We start from the raw sequence: 18,029 nt of genomic DNA, 5'->3' as shown, positions 1-18,029 counted from the left end.
TCCTCGAAATCGGTCTGGGGTTCGGCAGCTGCCTTACGCCTTTCTGAAAAGGTCGGGAAATATATTGTTGTGGCGCGATAAAGTCGCATATCATATGTATAGACAATGGACCTGCGCCAGCTGCGCCACTTTCTCGCCGTCGCCGATACGCTGCACTTCGGGCGGGCGGCCGAGCGGCTGGGGATGACCCAGCCGCCGCTCAGCCAGTCGATCATGGCGTTGGAAAGGACGCTCGGCGCCGACCTGTTCGTCCGCTCGAAGCGCAGCGTCGCCCTGACCGCGTTCGGCCGGCAGTGGCTGGAGCATGTCCGGCCCGCGGTCGAAGCCGTCGCGGAACTGCCCGCCGTCGCCGAGCGGTTGCGGACGGGGGCGGCGGGGCGGCTGTCGCTCGCCTTCGTCAGCTATGCCGACTATAATATCCTTCCGGCGCTGGTCGCGCGCTATTCCTCGGCCTTCCCGGACGTCGAGCTCGAGCTGGTCGAGGCGACGAGCGACGTTCAGGTCGAGGATCTGCTGAGCGGCCGGATCAACGCCGGAATCCTGATCTCGACGCGGGCGGCCTTGCTCCCGGCGCTGGCCTATCGCCCGCTCCTGAAGGAGCCGCTCGTGGCGGCGGTGCCCGAAGCCTGGGTAGAGGACGGGCGACTGCCCATTGCCGACGGATCGCTCCGCGACGATGACTGGATGGCGCAGCCGTTGATCATCTTTCCGCGGCGGGTCTCGCCCGATTTCCACGATCTCGTCATGGGTTTCTACCGGTCGAGGGGGCACCAGCCCTCGATCCGCCAGCAAGCCATCCAGATGCAGACGATCATCAGCCTCGTCTCCGCCGGGCTCGGCATGGCGCTGGTGCCTGCGTCGCTGCGGCACCTGGCGCGGACGGGGGTGCGCTATCTCCCGCTCGCAAAAGACGCGCCCGAGCTGGAAACCGGGTTGGCGTGGCGCGAAGGGGACGACAGCGCGACCCTGGCGGCTTTCTTCGATGTCGCGTTCCGGGATCGAGCCGAGACGGGAGGGGCAGCGCCGCTCTTGCCTCCGCCATCCCCTGCGCCTAGGCACCGCCGGGACGGCGGACGTTGGTGACGATGATGTGGAAAGCTCGTCATCCTGAACATGTTTCAGGGTCCATCGCGCCACAAGGCATGGCTGTGAGGATGATGGGTGGATGCTGAAATGCGTTCAGCATGACGGTTATCGGTCGGGGCAGTCGCTTGGTCGGAGCAGTGGCCTTGCGTTCGTCCTGCTGCTTGCCGCCTGCGGTTCGGCCGACGATGCGATTCCCGGCAGCCAGCCGATCGACTGCCGCCTCGCCGACGCGAAGGCTTTCGAGCGTATCTGCACGGTGGAACGGATCGACAGCCCCGAAGGCCCGGTGCTCGTGGCGCGAGCGCCCGACGGCGGCTTCCGCCGCCTCCTGATCGTGAAGGACGGCCGCGGGGTGATCGCCGCCGACGGTGCCGAGCCGGTCGGGGTGCGTCCGGCGGGCGCCGGCCATATCGATGTGAGCGCGGGCGATATGGTCTATCGCCTGCCCGCGAAGGTGGCGGCATGACCGGCCGGCCGATCCTGACCGCCGCCGAGACGCGCGCCGCCGAGGCGGCGGTGTTCGCCACCGGCGTCACCGTGGAGCAGGCGATGGAAAGCGCCGGCGCCGCAGTGGCCGAGGCGGCGTGGCGCTATGCCGGCAGGGTGCCGACCCTGGTGCTATGCGGGCCGGGCAACAACGGCGGCGACGGCTATGTCGTCGCGCGGCTGCTGAAGGCGCGCGGGCTCAAGGTCCGCGTCGCCGCGAGCGGAGAGCCGAAGACCGCTGCGGCCCGCGCGATGCGCGGCCGCTGGGACGGGCCGGTAGAGGCGCTGGCCGAAGCCGCGGCCGCGCCGCTGCTGATCGACGCGCTGTTCGGCACCGGCCTCGCGAGGCCGCTCGATCCGCCGATCGCCGGGCCGCTCGAACGGCTGGCGGAGGGTGCGCGGCTGCGGATCGCGGTCGACCTGCCAAGTGGGGTGGGAACCGACGACGGCGCGCTGCTCGGCCCCGGCATCGCCTATGACATGACCGTGGCGCTCGCGATGCTCAAGCCCGCGCACCGGCTGCAGCCCGCCGCAGCGCTGATGGGCCGGCTGGTGGTCGGCGACATCGGCATAGCCGGCACCTCGAGGCTCGCCGAGATCGCCCGTCCGCATCTTCCCGCGCCGGGCCCCACCGATCACAAATATACCCGCGGTCATGTCGTCGTCGCCGAAGGCGCGATGCCGGGCGCGGCGCTGCTGTCCGCAATGGCGGCGCAGCGCGGAGGGGCGGGCTATGTGACGCTCGCCGGGCGCGGACGGGGCGGCCCGGCCGCGATCGTATGGCGGGATGCGCCGCTGGCCGACATCCTCGCCGACGACCGGGTCGGCACGGCGCTGGTCGGTCCGGGCCTCGGCCGCGATGCCGCGGCCCGCGCGCTGCTCGACATCGCGCTGGCATCGGGCAAGCGGCTGGTGCTCGACGCCGATGCGCTGGTGCTGCTGGCCGGGACCGGACCGCTGCACGGTACGCCCATCCTCACCCCCCACGACGGCGAGTTCGCGAAGCTGTTCGGCACGCTGCCCGGCAATCGCGTCGATCGCGCCCGTGTCGCGGCGGAGCGGGCACAGGCGGTGGTCGTCCTCAAGGGCCCCGACACGGTGGTGGCGGCGCCAGACGGCCGCGCCGCGATCGCCGCGCCCGCGCCGGGCTGGCTCGCCAGCGCGGGGACGGGCGACGTCCTCGCCGGGCTGGTCGCCGCGAACCGGGCGCGCGGGCTCGATCCGTTTGCGGCGGCCTGCGCTGCGGTGTGGCTGCATGGCCGCGCCGCCGAGCTGGCGGGGGTCGGGCTGATCGCCGACGACTTGATCGCGCACCTTCCCCAGGCGCTGGGAGAGTGCCTGTGAACGACGCCAATCCGAGTGATGTCGCCCCGAAGGACTGGGAACCGATCGTCCGCATCGCCGCGCGCGGCGAGGGGATCACCGCCGATGGCCGCCATTCGCCCTTGTCGGCGCCGGGCGACCTGCTGGCGCTCGACGGGTCGCTGAAATGGGGGCCGCACCATGTCGAGCCGCCATGCCGCCATTTCCCCAAATGCGGCGGTTGCCAGTTGCAGCAGATCGACGACGCCTCCTATGCCGATTTCCTCGCCCAGCGGATCAGCGGCGCGCTGACCCAGCAGAAAGTCGAGGTCCCGCCGCTCGCGCCCGCTATCCTCTCGGCCCCCGAAACCCGGCGTCGCGCGTCGTTGCGCGCCGAACGGCAGGGCAAGCGGATGCTGCTCGGCTTCAACGAGGAGCAGAGCCACCATATCGTCGACATCAGGATGTGCGCGGTGCTGCATCCGAGACTGTTCGCGCTGGTCGTTCCGCTGCGCGGCCTGCTTCACCCGCTGCTGCGCGACCGGCGTGCGGCGGGGGTGCAGATGACCCTGGTCGACCAGGGCGTCGACCTGCTGCTCGAGAAGGTCGAGGTCGAGGGGCTGGCGGCGATCGAGGGGCTCAACGATTTCGCACAGGCGCACGGCCTCGCCCGACTGTCGGTCGACGACGGCTACGGTCCGCAGCCGCGCTGGGAGCCCGAGCCCGCGACGGTGACGCTGGGCGGCGTGGCGGTACCCTTTCCTGCGGGCGGCTTCCTGCAGGCGACCGCCGAGGGCGAGGCGGCGTTGCTCGCCGAGGTCGAGGCGATCGTCGGCGATGCAAAGATCGTCGCGGATCTCTTTGCGGGGCTCGGCACCTTCACGCTGCCGCTGGCAAGGACGCGGCGCGTCTATGCCGCAGAAGGCGCGCGCGATGCGGTGCTGGGGCTGAAGGCGGCGGCCGACCGCGGCCAGCGCATGATCGGCGTCGACCATCGCGACCTGTTCCGTCGGGCGCTGTCGGCCGAGGAACTCGATCGCTTCGACGCGGTCGTGCTCGATCCGCCCCGCGCCGGCGCCAGGGAACAGATGGTGGCGCTCGCCGCCGCTACGAAGGTGCGACGCATCGCCTATGTCTCCTGCAACCCATCCACCTTCGCGCGCGATGCCAGGACGCTGGTGGAAGGGGGCTGGAGGCTGGAGCGGATAAGGCCGGTGGGTCAGTTCCGCTGGTCGACCCATACCGAGCTGGTGGCGGCGTTCGCGCGCTGACCGGGCTCTTTCCGGATTAGGTCACCCGCCCTCTGCTGGGCGGTGTGGTCAGGTCAAGGCCGGTACCGCTTCCGATCAGGCCGCCGGGCCGCCGAACAGCAGCAGCGCGGCGCGCAGGCTCAGCACGAACAGGACGGCCGAGGCCGCGACGAACAGGGCAAGGCGCAGCATCACCACGTTCACCGTCGCCTGAACGAGGCTATGGGCGATCCGCAAGGCCACGTAGATCCATGCCAGCGTCGCGTTGAGCCCGCCGCCCGCCGCGAGCATCGAGAGGATGATCGCGACCGCGTAGAAGATGGTCGGCTGTTCGTGGAGGTGGTTGTAGTTATCGGCCTTCCAGCGGACCCGTGGCGGAATGCGGTCCATGAAATCGCTGGCTGGCTTGTTGGGATCATAGGCGATGCCGCCCTTCACGACCGCCGGGATGCGCGTCGCATAGAGCCACAGCCACATCACGAAGGTCCAGAGCACCAGCGCGATCACCGCACATAGAATCGGCGTATGCATGCGGGCCTTCTCCCCGGCGGCGGACACCGCCCGCCAGGGGTCTACCCATTTCCCGCGACATTTACCATATTGCTTCGACCATCGGCGTAACGATCGCCAATTTCGTCAACGAATTCGTATCTTTGCTGAGTGCGTGGTACATCGCGCCGTGCGATAAGCGAGCCATGTACCAGTCGCTTATCTATGTCAGTCGCAGCCGGCTTCAGCTGCCCTCCCAAGCGGAGGAGATCGACCGCATAGTGTCCGGTTCGATCGAGCGCAATGCCCGCCTGGAGGTGCGCGGAGCCCTGATCTTCACCGAGCGCCACTTCGCCCAGCTGCTGGAAGGTCCGCCGGGCTCGATCGCCGAGCTGATGGACAGCATTCGCCGCGACTGGCGGCACGAGTCGGTGACGGTGATCGAGAACAAGCCGATCGACGGCTATCGCTTCCCGGACTGGAGCCTCGCCTATTGGGGGGATGCCAGCTACATGGACCAGCATGTCGCGCGGGTGCTCGACAAAGCCGACGCGCTCAACCGGACCCAGCAGACCACCGATCTCTACGAGCTGCTGCAGAAGCTGGCGCAGGCGAGCCACGATCAGGACGGGCCGGTCGGGCGACCGTCCTCGCACTGACCCTCAGGCGGACGGCGCCCCATCGAACGCCGACCTGTCGGCCTCGCTCCACAGCTTGCGGCCGTCCGCTCGGGCGGCCTCATGGTGGCGATGGATCCACCAGACCGCATCGCGCACCTCGCTGCGCAATGGCGTCGCCGCGTCGCCGAACATCAGCCGGTCGATGTCGAGCGCCAGCGCCTGCTCGCTCAGGTCGATCCGTAGCGCATCGTCGGCGATGAGGCGGAGCGCCGCCGCCACATAATCCTCCTCGTTCGCGGCGACCAGCCATCCGGGCAGGCCGAGCCGCCGCAGCAGCATCGCGTCGGTACGGCCATGGGGTTCGGCGCCTTCCATAGCGACGACCGGCAGCCCCTGCCGGAGCGAGTCGACCACGCTGTGGAGACCGCCGAAGGGAAAGGGGCCCAGGACGAGGTCGCACGCCGACAGGACCGCCAGATAATCGGCATAGGACAGCATGCCGTGGACCGTCGCCCCGGGCAGTGTCCGGCCGATCGCCCGCCGCCCGGCATCGAGTTCCAGGCCGGCGGCATTGGGCAGGAAGTGGAGTTCGAGCGGCCGGGGTGCGGCCGCGACGATGCGCGCGATCACCGCCAGGAAATCGGGGTTGAGCTTCAGCAGATTGCTTGGAAAGGCGATCCGCAACGGGTGCGGCGCGGCCCGTATGGCGGGGTCGCAGGGCCGGTAATGCGGCGGCCGTTCGAAGACCAGGCTTTCGTCGGGCAGCGTTATCACTGTCTCGCCGAACAGGGCCGGGTCGGACACATAGCCTTCCTCGAGCAGATAATAGTCGATCGTGTCGCAGAAGGTCGACGCGGAATGGCCGAGCGCGGTCATCTGGATCGGTGCCAGCCGGAGATTGGCGAAGAGAGGTCCCCAATGGCGCATGCCGACGCTGGGGTAGAAGATGATGTCCGGGGCGGTATCGGCGATCATCCGGTGGATCCGGTGGAGATGCTTCGCGTCCTCGCCGCGTTCGAAGGTCAGCACCCGGTCGAACAGGGCGCGGGCGGCCGGGTCCGCCTCGCGCGCTTCGGTGAGCAGGACCAGGTCGAAGCGTTCGCGCAGCTGGCGCAGATACCGGCCGAAATAGCGATACTGGACATGGGTGCCGTTGATGACCTCCGCGGCGAAGAGCAGCAGCGGCCGATCCCGTCGCGGGCGCCGTCCGGCCGGTGCGACGTCTTCCAGCTCCCAGCCGGCCGCCATGGCACGGAGGGCGGCGTTCAGCGGCGCCTTGATCGCATGCTTGTGCGGCGAGGCGGAATAGCTGCACTGCATCCAGGCCAGGCTGACGAGAACCAGATGGTCGATGTCGAGCGGGAAGATGGCGGGTGGCATCGACGCCGCCGCTTCCAGCAGCCGGCCCTTCATGGCCACGCCGCGCCGCGTGGCGATCGGCCGGGTCGCGACCAGTGCGGCCAGCACCCCCCAGCCGAGCCGGGGAGGGGCGTTCGCCAGCATCGCCGGGCGCCAGTCATATATGGAATCGAGCGATAGCAGCAGGAAGCGCTTGGCGATCTGCCCGCTCGGCGCGTCCCACGCGATATCGCCCAGCAGGCGCAGGAGAAAATCGGTCCCGCCGAACCCGGCGATGTCGAACAGCTGGCGGATCGTGCCCGAAAACAGGATCAGATCCTCGATTTCCCGCGCCGACGGCTCCACCTCCGGATCGGCCAGGACCGCGGCGAGCGCGGCCGCGAGGCGGCTGGCCATCGCTTCCATGCCGGCCGTCGTTTCCCTGCCCGGCTGCGCGCCGGGTCCGCCGGCACCGTCCGCCAGGCGCCCCGCCGCCGCCCGGCGCAGGACGGCGATCATCCGGGTCACGCGGTCGGGCGTGCGTCCGTAGGCCGCCCGCTCGAAGGCGATGAGGTCATGCATGCAAAAAGCCGCCCCTGCATCGGGAACAGGAACGGCTCTTCGATATCATGGCGTCGGGATCAATCGAACAGCTTGCCCCATGCGCGCCTGGCGCGGTTCTTCCAGTGGCCGCGATGATAGGCGTCCGACGCCAGCAGCGGGACCACCGAGCCGGCTTCGGCGAACACCATCTGCTCGATGCCGGTGTTGACCTTGCCCCAGCTCGCCGCTTCCTGGAGGGTCGAAGAGGAGCAGGCACCGTCGCGCACATCGGCGACGGTGATCTGCACCGCATATTTGTGCACCTCGACATCGTCATGGCCGAGGATCTCGGCGCACACCACGGTGTCCTGGATGAAGTTCTTCGGCACGCCGCCGCCGATCATCAGCAGACCGCTGGTGCCCGCCTTGACCTTGATGTCGGTCAGTTCGCGGAAGTCGGCGATCGCATCGAGCACCATGTAGGGCCGGCCTGCCTTCATGCAGTCGACCTGATGCTTGACGAGGCCGAAGCCCGCAGACGAGTCGACGAAGGCCGGGCAGAAGATCGGCACGTCATGCTCATAGGCGAGCTTGACGAGGCTGTTTTCCTTCTTGCCGTGCTCGACGAGATACTTGCCCATCTCGCGGATGAAGGCGCGGCTCGAATAGGCCTGCGGCGGCAGCGCATTGGCGATCTTGTTGATCGTGAAGTCGCAGTCCTGGAGCTGCTCCTCGTCGATATAGGTGTCGTAGATGCGGTCGATCAGCAGCGAGCGCAGCGTGTCGTCGTCGGGCACCTCGAGCGCCTGGTAATGCTTGTGGCCGAGGCCTTCGAAGAAATCCATGTCGACGATCGAGGCGCCGGTCGCGACGATCGCGTCGACCATGCCCGAGCGCACCAGCTCGGCATAGGCGTCCATGCAGCCGCCGGCCGAAGTCGAACCCGCGATCACCAGGAAGATGGTGCAGTCGGGATCCTCGAGCATCTGGTTGTAGATGCCGGTGGCGCGGGCGAGATCGCGGCTGGTGAAGCTCATCTTGCCCATCGCGTCGATGATCGGACGCGCGTCGAAGCTCGTGATGTCGATATGCTCGACGACGGTCGAGAGCAGCTCGGCCTTGCGCGTGTCGTTGATGGCGGACTGGGTCATATTCTTACCTCAAAACAAAAGCGTCATCCCAGCGAAGGCTGGGATCTCGGGAGAGGCACGGCGGCCGAGCCTCCTGAGATGCCAGCCTTCGCTGGCATGACGACTGCGTTAGTAGCTGGGGCCTTACAGCTTGATGACGTTCGACGAAACCGCTTCGCGGACATCTTCGTCGGCGATGTACAGGCTGGCCATCGGCTCGTCGTCCATGATCACCCTTTCGCCGGCGGTGAAGCCGTTGAAGCCGGTGCGCATCGCACAGCCATAGGCGCCGAGCATGCCGATCTCGATATAGTCGCCGGGGCCGACGTCGACGGGCAGCATGAACGGGCCGGCCATGCGATCCATGTCGTCGCAGGTCGGGCCGTAGAAGCTGAACGCCACGTCGCGGGCGTTCGAGTCAGGCTCGCGGAGCAGCTTCACCGGGAAGCGCCAGCCGATATGCGCCGCATCGAACAGGGCGCCATAGGCACCGTCGTTGATGTAGAGCTCGTCGCCGCGGCGACGCTCGACCCGCACCAGCAGGCTGGCATATTCGGCGCACAGCGCGCGGCCGGGCTCGCACCACAGTTCGGACGAATAGCTGACCGGCAGGCTCTCGAACGCCTGGTGGATCGCACCGAAATAGGCTTCGAGCGCGGGCGGTTCCATGCCCGGATAGACCGAGGGAAAGCCGCCGCCGACGTCGATCACGTCGACGGTGACCGCCGCCGAGACGATCGCCGCGCGGACGCGTTCCATCGCCTGCACATAGGCCGACGGGCTCATCGCCTGGCTGCCGACGTGGAAGCAGATGCCCAGCGCGTCGGCGACCTGGCGGGTCCGCTGCAGCAATTCCTTGGCCTCGGCCTGCTCGACCCCGAACTTCGAGGCGAGGCTGAGCTTCGACATTTCCGACGAGACGCGCAGCCGGACGCACAGCGTCAGGTCGGTCGCGCCCTCGGTGGCCCGGACGATCTTTTCCAGTTCCTCGACCGAATCGAGCGAGAAGGTGCGGACGCCATGATTGAAATAGGCCTCGGCGATCGCTTCCTCGGCCTTGACCGGGTGCATGAAGCAGAGCGTCGCTTCCGGCGCGACGCCGGCGACGAGGCGAACCTCGGCGATCGACGCCACGTCGAAATGCGTGATGCCGTTCTCCCAGAGAATCTGGATGAGATCGGGAGACGGATTCGCCTTGACCGCATACATCGACCGTCCCTGGAACTTCTCGACGAAGAACCGGGCGGCCCGCGCAGCGGCGTGGGGACGAAGGAGCGTTACCGGCTGAACCGGTCGAAGGGCGGTAGCTAGCCCCAGCGCGCTATGGTGCTTGTGCAACTCAAGGGACCTCCGGGTGTAACGTTGGCAAGAAAGCTGCCTTGCGGTGGAAGTCCCATGGGGCAGCGGAGGCGCGGATATATGGTGCACCGACCATGATGTAAAGTTTCCATCTTCACCCCATCGTCGATGGGGGGCCGATGGACCGGAAAACGGGCGGAATCCGGGACCGGCCGCGATCGGAACAGGCAGAATTACGGGTCGTGGGGACCGCGAATCGGCGCGGTGGCTTGCCTTTGGCGCGCGGCTATGGCTTGCCTGCGCCATGCGCGAGACGGAACGATAGCGGCGATGGGTTCGCATCATCACGATCATGACCATGGGACGGGCCATGGTCATGCCCATGGCGTGACCAATTACGGCCGCGCCTTCGCGATCGGAATCGCGCTCAACATCGGCTTCGTACTGATCGAGGGCGCGGCCGGCCTCGCCTCCGGCTCGCTCGCGCTGGTCGCGGATGCCGGACACAACCTGTCCGACGTGCTGGGCCTGCTGATGGCCTGGGCTGCCTATGCCTTGTCGAAGCGGCCGGCGACGGCGCGCTACACCTATGGCCTGCGTGGATCGTCGATCCTCGCTGCGCTGTTCAACGCGATCCTGCTGCTGATTGCCTGCGGAGCGATCGCGCTGGGCGCGATCCAGCGCTTCTTCGAGCCGGCGCCGGTCGAGAGCGGGATGATGATGGCGGTCGCCGCGGTCGGCATCGTCATCAACCTCGGCACCGCGCTGCTCTTCCTGCGCGGCAGCCATGACGACCTCAACATTCGCGGCGCCTTCCTTCACATGGCGGCCGACGCGGCGGTGTCGGCCGGCGTGGTCGTGGCCGGATTCGCGGTGCTGCAGACCGGGATGCTGTGGATCGATCCTGCGATCAGCCTGGTCATCGTCGCCGTCATCGTGGCGGGCACCTGGGGCCTGTTCCGCGACTCGCTGGTCATGTCGCTGCAGGGCGTGCCCGACCGGATCGATGCTACCGCCGTCACCGCGCGCCTCGGCGAACTGCCGGGGGTCGGCGCGGTCCACCACGTCCATATCTGGCCGACCAGCACGACCGAGGTGGCGCTGACCGCGCATCTCGTCATGCCCGAACCCGGCGGCGACGAGTTCCTGGCGGCGACCGCCGATCTCGTCCGCCGGGAATTCGGGATCGGCCACGCGACCTTCCAGATCGAGCAGGGCGGATGCGGCCATGAGCAGGCCGATTGCGGCCCCGCCCATGCCCATCGTGACCATGACGACCACGCCCACGCCCACTCGCACCATCACCGTCATTGAAAGGCTGGATTTGCGGATGACCGGTCCCGCCCTCGTTCATTTGATCGCCGCCGCCCGGCCCAATTTCATGAAGGTCGCGCCGCTGTGGCATGCGCTGAAGGCGACCGAGGATTTCCGGCCCGTCATCGTCCACACCGGCCAGCACTACGATGCGGCGATGTCCGACGACATCTTCGCCGACCTGGGCCTGCCGGCACCCGACCATCATCTCGGGATCGGGTCGGGCAGTCATGCCGAACAGACCGGCCGGGTGATGATCGCCTATGAGAAGCTGGCGATCGCGGAACGGCCCGATTGGCTGATCGTCGTCGGCGACGTCAATTCGACCGCGGCCGCCTCGATGGCGGCGGGCAAGCTGCGCATACCGATCGTCCATCTCGAGGCCGGGCTGCGCAGCCGCGACCGCGACATGCCCGAGGAGCTCAACCGGCTCGTCACCGACGTCCTTGCCGACGTGCTGTGGACCCCGTCGCCCGACGCCGACGAGAATCTCCGCGCCGAGGGGATTCCGGCCGAACGGATCACCCGGGTCGGCAACATCATGATGGACAGCTACGAACTGGTCCGCCCGGCGATCATGGCCGCCGACTATCCCGGCGAGCTGGGCCTGGCGCCGGGCGGCTACGGCGTGGTGACGCTGCACCGGCCGTCCAACGTCGACGTGCCCGAGCAGCTCGAAAGGCTGGTCGAGGCGCTGCTCGCGGTGCAGGCGCACCTGCCGCTGGTCTTCCCGGTCCATCCGCGCACCCGCCAGCGGCTCGGCGACGCCGGCATCGCGCGGCTGGAGGCGGCGGGAATGCGGCTGCCCGGTCCGGCCGCCTATGTCCGTTTCATGAGCCTGGTCGCGGGTGCGGCCGCGGTGATCACCGATTCGGGCGGCATCCAGGAAGAGACGACCTATCTCGGCATTCCCTGCCTGACCCTGCGCGAGAACACCGAGCGGCCGATCACGATCAGCGAGGGGACCGCCCAGCTCGTCAATGCGGGGAACCTGCTCGAACGGCTGCTGTCGGCACTCGCCCAGCCCAGGCAGGACCGCAGGCGCCCCGACTTGTGGGACGGGCGGACGGCAGGACGGTGCGTCGAGGACCTGCGACGGCGCATGCCGGGGTCAATATAGTCCAAGCGGTATGGATTCCGCGCGATATGTGTGCGGGAATAGTCGACGCCCGGTGTCCGTAGCTATCGGGACGTTGCCGGTTGCCGGAGGGCATGTGAAGGGATACCAGCCGATTGCCGATGACATAGTGGGCAGCGACGTCGCCAACGCCATATTGCGCGCGATGTTCGCCGGCACGATGGAGGTGGGCGAGGTCCGGCGGTGGGCGGCGGAACTGCGTGTCGAAGGGCATGCCGAACTCGCGACCGAGATCGAGCGTCGCCTGCCGCTGTTGAGCTGACCTGCGACGAGACGGCTCGCGAACCCAAGGCCGGGTGGCATCGGCCCCGTCATGGTCCGGTGAGGGCCGGGCCCAGATCTCGCCGGATGTGCTCGAACCTGTTGGCGTATTTCGCCAATATCTGGCGAACTGATCGCTGTTTTCCCGGCAGCTTGTGCAATGCCTTTTTTCAAGGCCTTGAAATTCAAGGAAAATTGAAATTGGCACGGCTCGTGCTCTGGATGAGCCATGGAAGCGGGCGACGGGCCCGTCAGGGATTTTGGGAAGAACGAGATGCAGAACAGTCAGACCGCAGTCTTCTGGCGCCACGACACCTTCCTCGGCGTGTGCGAGGCGCTGGGCCAGGATTTCGGCTTCAACCCGAATTGGCTCCGCGTCGCGTTCGCGCTGGGCCTGCTGCCGAGCCCGGCGATCACGCTCTCGCTCTATCTCGGTCTCGGCATCCTTGTCGCCGTCTCGCGCTTCGCCTTCCCGGCGCGCCAGAGAGCGGCTGCCGAGGCGGTTCGGGCTGCGCCGGCCGCCGACAACGATGTGGTGCCGGTCGACCTGGCGGTCGCCGCCTGACGCAAATGCACGGCGCTATCGGCGGCGCTCAATGGCCGCCGCCGATCGCCGCGATGGCCGGCTCGCCCTTCGGCCGGACGGGCGGCGCGAAGAAGCGATTGAGCCGGGCGACCCACCATTCGTCGATCCGCGCGACCGCGCAGGCCAGCATGAAGATCGCCGCCGTCGACAGCAGCAAGGCGGCTATCACCGGCCCCGGGCGATGGCCGAGCGCCAGCACGACATGGCCGCCGATCGCCGACTGTAGCGGCACATGGATCACGTAGATGGCGAAGGACAGGCGGCCGAGCTGGTGTCCGATCCAGCCGTCGGCGTCGCGCAGCCGGGCGATGCCGCGCATCCCCAGCAGCAAGGCGGTCGCGCCGACCCCGTGGATGATCCAGTCGATCCGCTGCACCTGCGTCCACATCCAGTCGTCCGCGATCATCGAATAGGGGATCGACTTGAAGGTCGAGCCCAGAACGAGCGCCGCCGCGATCAGCGCGACCGCGACCGCCGGGCGCATGTCGATCGGCCGGTCGAGCAGATATTTGGTGATGTAGACCGTCGTCACGCAGATCGCGCACAGCGCGTGGATCTTGAGCGCGGCGGCGGCGATGAGGGTGAGCAGCACCGCGTCCGCCACCGGCCGCCGGCGCGCGCCGACGATCGTCGCGCCCAGCAGCGCCAGCAGGCTGCCGAAGAGCTCATATTTCATCGTCCAGAGGGCGGAATTATATTGGCTGACCCCGTTCAGGAACAGGCGCAGCGCATCCGCCGCGGCGCCCGACAGGCTCGGATCGGGCCAGGGCGCCCAATATTTGATACCGCCGCTGCGATCGAGCCAGTCCGATCCGGTGACCTGCGCCGCCTCGTGCGTCGGCAGCAGTCCGGCGGCGAGCAGAAGGAAGGGCAGCAGCGATCCGATCAGGGTGAGCGGCAACAGCCGGGGCAGGCGTTTCGCCATCGCGGTCAGCGCGCGCGAGCGCCGACGATCCCGATCCTGGTTCGAGACGAGGCCCTTGGTCAGCACGAAGCTCGACAGGACGAAGAAGATCGCCACCATGAAATGGCCGTTGACGATCGCCAGCAGGAAGGGGCGCTCGGCGACGAGCCCGGCTTCGTCCATCGCCGCGGGCGCGCTTGCGGCCGGCACATAGGCCAGCAGGAAATGGTAAAGCGCGACGGCGAGCGCGGCATAGCCGCGGATCATGTCGACGTCGTGATATTTGGCAGGCGCGGGTCGAGTCATACCGGCTCCATGGGGCGGTTGGTGACGGGGCGCTGTGGCGAGCGATAGCGATCGGGCGACGTCTGGGGACCCCCATCGGGACAAGGCGGGCAGAAAACGCCGTGAACGCGGATCGCGGCGCGATGCCGATCGGCTAAGATAGGCGGACGGGGGCAGCGGCATGGAGACCGTCCACCGAATGCGCCCGATCGATCCCGCCACCCTCGCGAACCAGCATTTCGACACCGTCGTCGTCGGCTCGGGCTTCGGCTCGGCCTTCTTCGTCCGCAAGCTGCTGGAAAAGCGGCCGGGCCGGGTGCTGATCATCGAATGGGGCGAGCACCATCCCCATGACTGGCAGGTCGAGCACCACGCCAACAGCGCGCTGCCCGCCGACCGGACCTACCGGTCCGACAATGCCAAGCCCTGGCATTATACGGTCGCCCTCGGCGGCGGCACCAATTGCTGGTTCGGGCAGGCGCCGCGTTTCCATCCGTCGGACTTCAAGCTGCGGAGCCGCCACGGCGTCGGCAATGACTGGCCGATCGACTATGCCGATCTCGAGCCCTTCTACGGCGAGGCCGAGGCGATCATGGCGATTTCGGGCGACCCCGACATGACCGCGATCTTCCCGCGATCGACCCCCTATCCGCAGCCGCCGCACCGCCTGACCACACCCGACCGGATCATGAAGAAGGCGCAGCCCGACGCGCATTTCGCGATGCCGACCGCGCGGGCGCGGGTGGCGACCGACCAGCGCGGCGCCTGCTGCGCCTCCTTCACCTGCCAGCGTTGCCCGGCCGATGCGAAGTTCACCGCCAATAACGGGCTGATGCCGATGTTCGGCGACCCGCGCGTCACCGTCGCGCTGCGGTCGAAGGCGATTCGCTACGAGGGTGCGGGCAATGCCGTCAGCGCGCTGGTGTTCGAACATGCCGGAAAGCCGCATCGGGTGACGGGCGACCTGTTCGTGCTCGGCGCCAATGCGATTCAGAGCCCGGCGCTGCTCGAGCGTTCGGCGATGGGCGGCGGAATGACGGGAAAGGGGCTGCACGAAAGCCTGGGCACCCATGTCGAGGTGCTGCTCGACGGCATGAACAATTTCGACGGCAGCACGATCACCACGGGCCTGAACTTCGGCCTGTATGACGGCGCCTTCCGCAAGGATCATGGTGCGGCGCTGGTCTATTTCGAGAATCGCTGGACGCATGGGTTGCGCGCCGAGAAGGGGCGCTGGCGGCAGACGTTGCCGCTGATGATCGTCACCGAGGACCTGCTCGACGACCGCAACCATGTGACCGTCGACGGCAAGGGCGACGCCGTGGTCCACTTCGTGGGGCCCTCCGACTATGCCGAGCGCGGCCAGGCCGAGGCGTTCGCCAAGCTGCCCGGCCTGCTCGAACCCCTGCCGGTGGAGGACATCGTCTTCCGATCGCGGCGGCCGACCGAGTCCCACCTGCAAGGCACGCTGCGGATGGGGCGCGACCCGGCGACCTCGGTGATCGACGCCGGGATGCTCCATCATCGCTGGCGCAACCTGGTGGTGGTCGGCAGTTCGACCTTCGCCACCTGTTCCTGCGCCAATCCCAGCCTCACCGTCGCCGCGCTGTCGCTGCGCGCGGCGTCGATGGTCTAAGGAGTTCGCCATGGCCGTGACCGCATCGCGCCGCAACGTGCTGGCCGGAGCCGCCGTCGGCGCGCTGATCCTGGCCGGGGGCGGGGCCGTCGCCGTCGGATCGTCGGGCCGCGAGGACCTCGTACGGTCGGTCCTTGGCCGGCTGATCGGGCCGTTCGCCATGGCGGACGGGGACTTCGGCCAGATGGTCGCGGCGATCGACCGGCGGACCCGCTTTCCCCAGGGGTACAAGCTTCACATGGTCTCGTCGCTCGAACGCGCCGGCTGGGCGCCTGCCGCGATGGCCGTAGCGCCCACCGGCATCCGCGACGATTTCGAGGCGCTCGAACGGTCGATCCTGACCGAGTTCGTCACCAGGACGACCTTCCTGCGCGGCGACACGCCGGGGAAGGAGCCGGTCGTCTATCTCGGCGCGCAGCCCTGTTCGAGCCCCTTCGCCGAGTTCGGCATGACCTGATCAGGTCCGACGACCTGGTCTTCCGGTGCGCGCGGTCTTCCGTCGCGGTCAGTATCTGCGGAAAGGGGGCGGGCCTCGGCGGCGGGCAGGGATCGGGGCGACCTGGCGCCACGTTTCACGGGTCCGCATCCGGCCTTGGTACCCGCATTTTGTGGCTGACCGGCGCGGCCTTTCGGGTCTATGGGCACGACGTTGGGCAGGATAGTGGAGCCGGGGCAATGACCGTCATCATCAAGGAAGCCGATCTGATCGAGAGCGTCGCCGATGCGCTCCAGTATATCAGCTATTATCACCCGATGGATTATATCAAGGCGCTGGGCGTCGCCTATGAGGCCGAGCAGGGCCCGGCCGCCAAGGACGCGATCGCGCAGATCCTGACCAACAGCCGGATGTGCGCCGAGGGACATCGGCCGATTTGCCAGGATACCGGCATCGTCACCGTTTTCATCAAATGGGGCCAGCAGTGCATGCTGGACAGCGAGAAGAGCCTGCAGGAGGTCGTCGACGAAGGCGTTCGCCGCGCCTATCTCCACCCCGAGAACCGGCTGCGCGCCTCGATCCTCAAGGATCCCGCCTTCAGCCGGGTCAACACCAAGGACAACACCCCCTCGGTGATGAACGTCGAGATGGTGCCGGGCCACCATGTCGAGGTCGCGGTCGCGGCGAAGGGCGGCGGTTCGGAGAACAAGTCGAAGTTCGCGATGCTGAACCCGAGCGAGTCGATCGTCGACTGGGTGCTCGAGATGATCCCGAAGATGGGCGCCGGCTGGTGCCCGCCGGGCATGCTCGGCATCGGCATCGGCGGCACCGCCGAGAAGGCGATGACGATGGCCAAGGAATCGCTGATGGGCGACATCGACATGGCCCAGCTCAAGCAGCGCGGGCCGCAGAACGACATCGAGAAGCTGCGCATCGAGATCTTCGACAAGGTCAACGCGCTCGGCATCGGCGCGCAGGGGCTGGGCGGCCTGTCGACCATCCTGGACGTCAAGATCATGGATTATCCGACCCATGCCGCGTCGAAGCCGGTGGCGATGATCCCGAACTGCGCCGCGACCCGCCACGCGCATTTCCACCTCGACGGCTCGGGCCCGGCCTATCTCGATCCGCCGAGCCTCGACGAATGGCCCAAGGTCGAATGGGCGCCGTCGAAGGAGTCGATCCGCGTCGACCTGAACACGTTGACCCCCGAGGTGGTGGCGAGCTGGAAGCCCGGCGATCGCCTGCTGCTCAACGGCAAGATGCTCACCGGCCGCGACGCCGCACACAAGCGCATCCAGGACATGCTGGCGAAGGGCGAGGAGCTGCCGGTCGATTTCAAGGGCCGGGTGATCTATTATGTCGGCCCGGTCGATCCGGTGCGCGACGAGGTCGTCGGCCCGGCGGGCCCGACCACCGCGACCCGCATGGACAAGTTCACCGACATGATGCTGGAGAAGACCGGCCTGATCGCGATGGTCGGCAAGGCCGAGCGTGGGCCGACGGCGATCGAGGCGATCAGGAAGCACAAGGCCGCCTATCTGATGGCGGTCGGCGGCGCCGCCTATCTGGTCGCCCGCGCGATCAAGGGCGCGAAGGTCGTCGGCTTCCGTGATCTCGGCATGGAAGCGATCTACGAATTTGACGTGAAGGACATGCCGGTCACCGTCGCCGTCGACGCGACCGGCGAGAGCGTCCACCACACTGCGCCGCTGGTGTGGCGCGAGAAGATCGCGCGAGAGAAGCTGCTCGAAAACGCGTAAGATTCGTCGCCCCGGCGGCGGGCGCGGCCTCGGACGGCCGGGACGAGGTTGAGGTCGCGGACCTTTCCTGAGATCCCGGCCTTCGCCGGATGACGTTATTTTGCTGGTAACCGCCTCAGCGGGAAAGGGTCGGGCAAGCTCAGCTTTCCGCCATTTCAGCAAA

17 protein-coding genes are annotated in these 18,029 nt (G+C 67.9%); 12 read left to right on the top strand and 5 right to left on the bottom strand.

Going from position 1 to position 18,029, the window contains the following annotated elements; translation table 11 throughout:
• The first annotated feature begins 105 nt into the window (after positions 1-105).
• The 4 genes from ASE22_RS04890 to ASE22_RS04875 all read left to right on the top strand — a co-directional run bounded on the left by ASE22_RS04890 (position 106) and on the right by ASE22_RS04875 (position 4,145).
• Positions 106-1,083, top strand: coding sequence for a LysR substrate-binding domain-containing protein (locus ASE22_RS04890; RefSeq protein ID WP_056355696.1), 978 nt, complete (start codon positions 106-108; stop codon positions 1,081-1,083).
• An 82-nt stretch (positions 1,084-1,165) separates the two neighbouring features.
• Positions 1,166-1,552, top strand: a complete 387-nt coding sequence (locus ASE22_RS04885) for a hypothetical protein (RefSeq protein ID WP_056355693.1) — start codon at positions 1,166-1,168, stop codon at positions 1,550-1,552.
• Positions 1,549-2,916: a bifunctional ADP-dependent NAD(P)H-hydrate dehydratase/NAD(P)H-hydrate epimerase gene (locus ASE22_RS04880; RefSeq protein ID WP_056355691.1), complete on the top strand. Its 1,368-nt coding sequence runs from the start codon at positions 1,549-1,551 to the stop codon at positions 2,914-2,916. The genes ASE22_RS04885 and ASE22_RS04880 overlap by 4 nt, the downstream gene beginning before the upstream one ends.
• Entirely contained in the window at positions 2,913-4,145 is a 1,233-nt protein-coding gene (locus tag ASE22_RS04875) for a class I SAM-dependent RNA methyltransferase (protein WP_056355689.1), read from the top strand. Before ASE22_RS04880 ends, ASE22_RS04875 begins: the two co-directional genes overlap by 4 nt.
• 75 nt (positions 4,146-4,220) lie before the next feature.
• Here the strand turns inward: ASE22_RS04875 and ASE22_RS04870 are convergent, their stop codons facing one another.
• Entirely contained in the window at positions 4,221-4,655 is a 435-nt protein-coding gene (locus ASE22_RS04870; RefSeq protein WP_056356336.1) for an MAPEG family protein, read from the bottom strand.
• Between the two features lie 164 nt (positions 4,656-4,819).
• Here ASE22_RS04870 and ASE22_RS04865 point away from each other — a divergent pair, with 164 nt between their 5' ends.
• Positions 4,820-5,272, top strand: coding sequence for a BLUF domain-containing protein (locus tag ASE22_RS04865; protein WP_056355687.1), 453 nt, complete (start codon positions 4,820-4,822; stop codon positions 5,270-5,272).
• A 3-nt stretch (positions 5,273-5,275) separates the two neighbouring features.
• Here ASE22_RS04865 and ASE22_RS04860 read toward each other — a convergent pair whose 3' ends face one another.
• The 3 genes from ASE22_RS04860 to ASE22_RS04850 form a co-directional block, all read right to left on the bottom strand.
• Positions 5,276-7,153 carry a hypothetical protein gene (locus ASE22_RS04860; RefSeq protein ID WP_056355685.1) on the bottom strand — a complete coding sequence of 626 codons (1,878 nt, stop codon included), beginning with the start codon at positions 7,151-7,153 and terminating at the stop codon, positions 5,276-5,278.
• 59 nt (positions 7,154-7,212) lie between these two features.
• Positions 7,213-8,265: a 1,9-bis(guanidino)-5-aza-nonane synthase gene (locus ASE22_RS04855; protein WP_056355683.1), complete on the bottom strand. Its 1,053-nt coding sequence runs from the start codon at positions 8,263-8,265 to the stop codon at positions 7,213-7,215.
• A 123-nt stretch (positions 8,266-8,388) separates the two neighbouring features.
• Entirely contained in the window at positions 8,389-9,582 is a 1,194-nt protein-coding gene (locus tag ASE22_RS04850; protein WP_082545672.1) for a type III PLP-dependent enzyme, read from the bottom strand.
• A gap of 291 nt (positions 9,583-9,873) precedes the next feature.
• On the opposite strand from ASE22_RS04850, the gene ASE22_RS04845 reads away from it, so the two are divergent.
• The 4 genes from ASE22_RS04845 to ASE22_RS27490 all read left to right on the top strand — a co-directional run bounded on the left by ASE22_RS04845 (position 9,874) and on the right by ASE22_RS27490 (position 12,821).
• Positions 9,874-10,857, top strand: coding sequence for a cation diffusion facilitator family transporter (locus tag ASE22_RS04845; protein ID WP_056355679.1), 984 nt, complete (start codon positions 9,874-9,876; stop codon positions 10,855-10,857).
• Positions 10,858-10,873: 16 nt separating this feature from the next.
• A complete protein-coding gene (gene wecB / locus ASE22_RS04840) occupies positions 10,874-11,977 on the top strand; it encodes a non-hydrolyzing UDP-N-acetylglucosamine 2-epimerase (protein ID WP_056355677.1) in 1,104 nt (367 codons plus the stop codon).
• A gap of 94 nt (positions 11,978-12,071) precedes the next feature.
• The gene (locus tag ASE22_RS04835) at positions 12,072-12,257 is read left to right on the top strand and encodes a hypothetical protein (protein ID WP_056355675.1); all 186 of its coding nucleotides are present in this window, start codon (positions 12,072-12,074) and stop codon (positions 12,255-12,257) included.
• Positions 12,258-12,530: 273 nt separating this feature from the next.
• Positions 12,531-12,821 (top strand): PspC domain-containing protein, encoded by a 291-nt coding sequence (locus tag ASE22_RS27490; RefSeq protein WP_235536494.1) that lies wholly within the window; start codon positions 12,531-12,533, stop codon positions 12,819-12,821.
• 28 nt (positions 12,822-12,849) lie between these two features.
• Here ASE22_RS27490 and ASE22_RS04830 read toward each other — a convergent pair whose 3' ends face one another.
• On the bottom strand, positions 12,850-14,052 hold the full coding sequence (locus ASE22_RS04830; protein WP_235536495.1) for an acyltransferase family protein: 1,203 nt from the start codon (positions 14,050-14,052) through the stop codon (positions 12,850-12,852).
• Positions 14,053-14,212: 160 nt separating this feature from the next.
• Between ASE22_RS04830 and ASE22_RS04825 the strand changes: the two genes are divergently transcribed.
• From ASE22_RS04825 to ASE22_RS04815, 3 genes are all read left to right on the top strand, one after another.
• The gene (locus ASE22_RS04825) at positions 14,213-15,667 is read left to right on the top strand and encodes a GMC oxidoreductase (protein ID WP_235536496.1); all 1,455 of its coding nucleotides are present in this window, start codon (positions 14,213-14,215) and stop codon (positions 15,665-15,667) included.
• Between the two features lie 10 nt (positions 15,668-15,677).
• Positions 15,678-16,124: a hypothetical protein gene (locus ASE22_RS04820; protein ID WP_056355673.1), complete on the top strand. Its 447-nt coding sequence runs from the start codon at positions 15,678-15,680 to the stop codon at positions 16,122-16,124.
• Positions 16,125-16,342: 218 nt separating this feature from the next.
• Positions 16,343-17,866 (top strand): fumarate hydratase, encoded by a 1,524-nt coding sequence (locus ASE22_RS04815; protein ID WP_056355671.1) that lies wholly within the window; start codon positions 16,343-16,345, stop codon positions 17,864-17,866.
• Positions 17,867-18,029: the final 163 nt, after the last annotated feature.

Source organism: Sphingomonas sp. Root720 (assembly GCF_001428605.1).
GTDB lineage: Bacteria > Pseudomonadota > Alphaproteobacteria > Sphingomonadales > Sphingomonadaceae > Rhizorhabdus.
The sequence above is the reverse complement of the archived record's forward strand: the minus strand, read 5'-3'. Positions and strand labels throughout refer to the sequence as shown.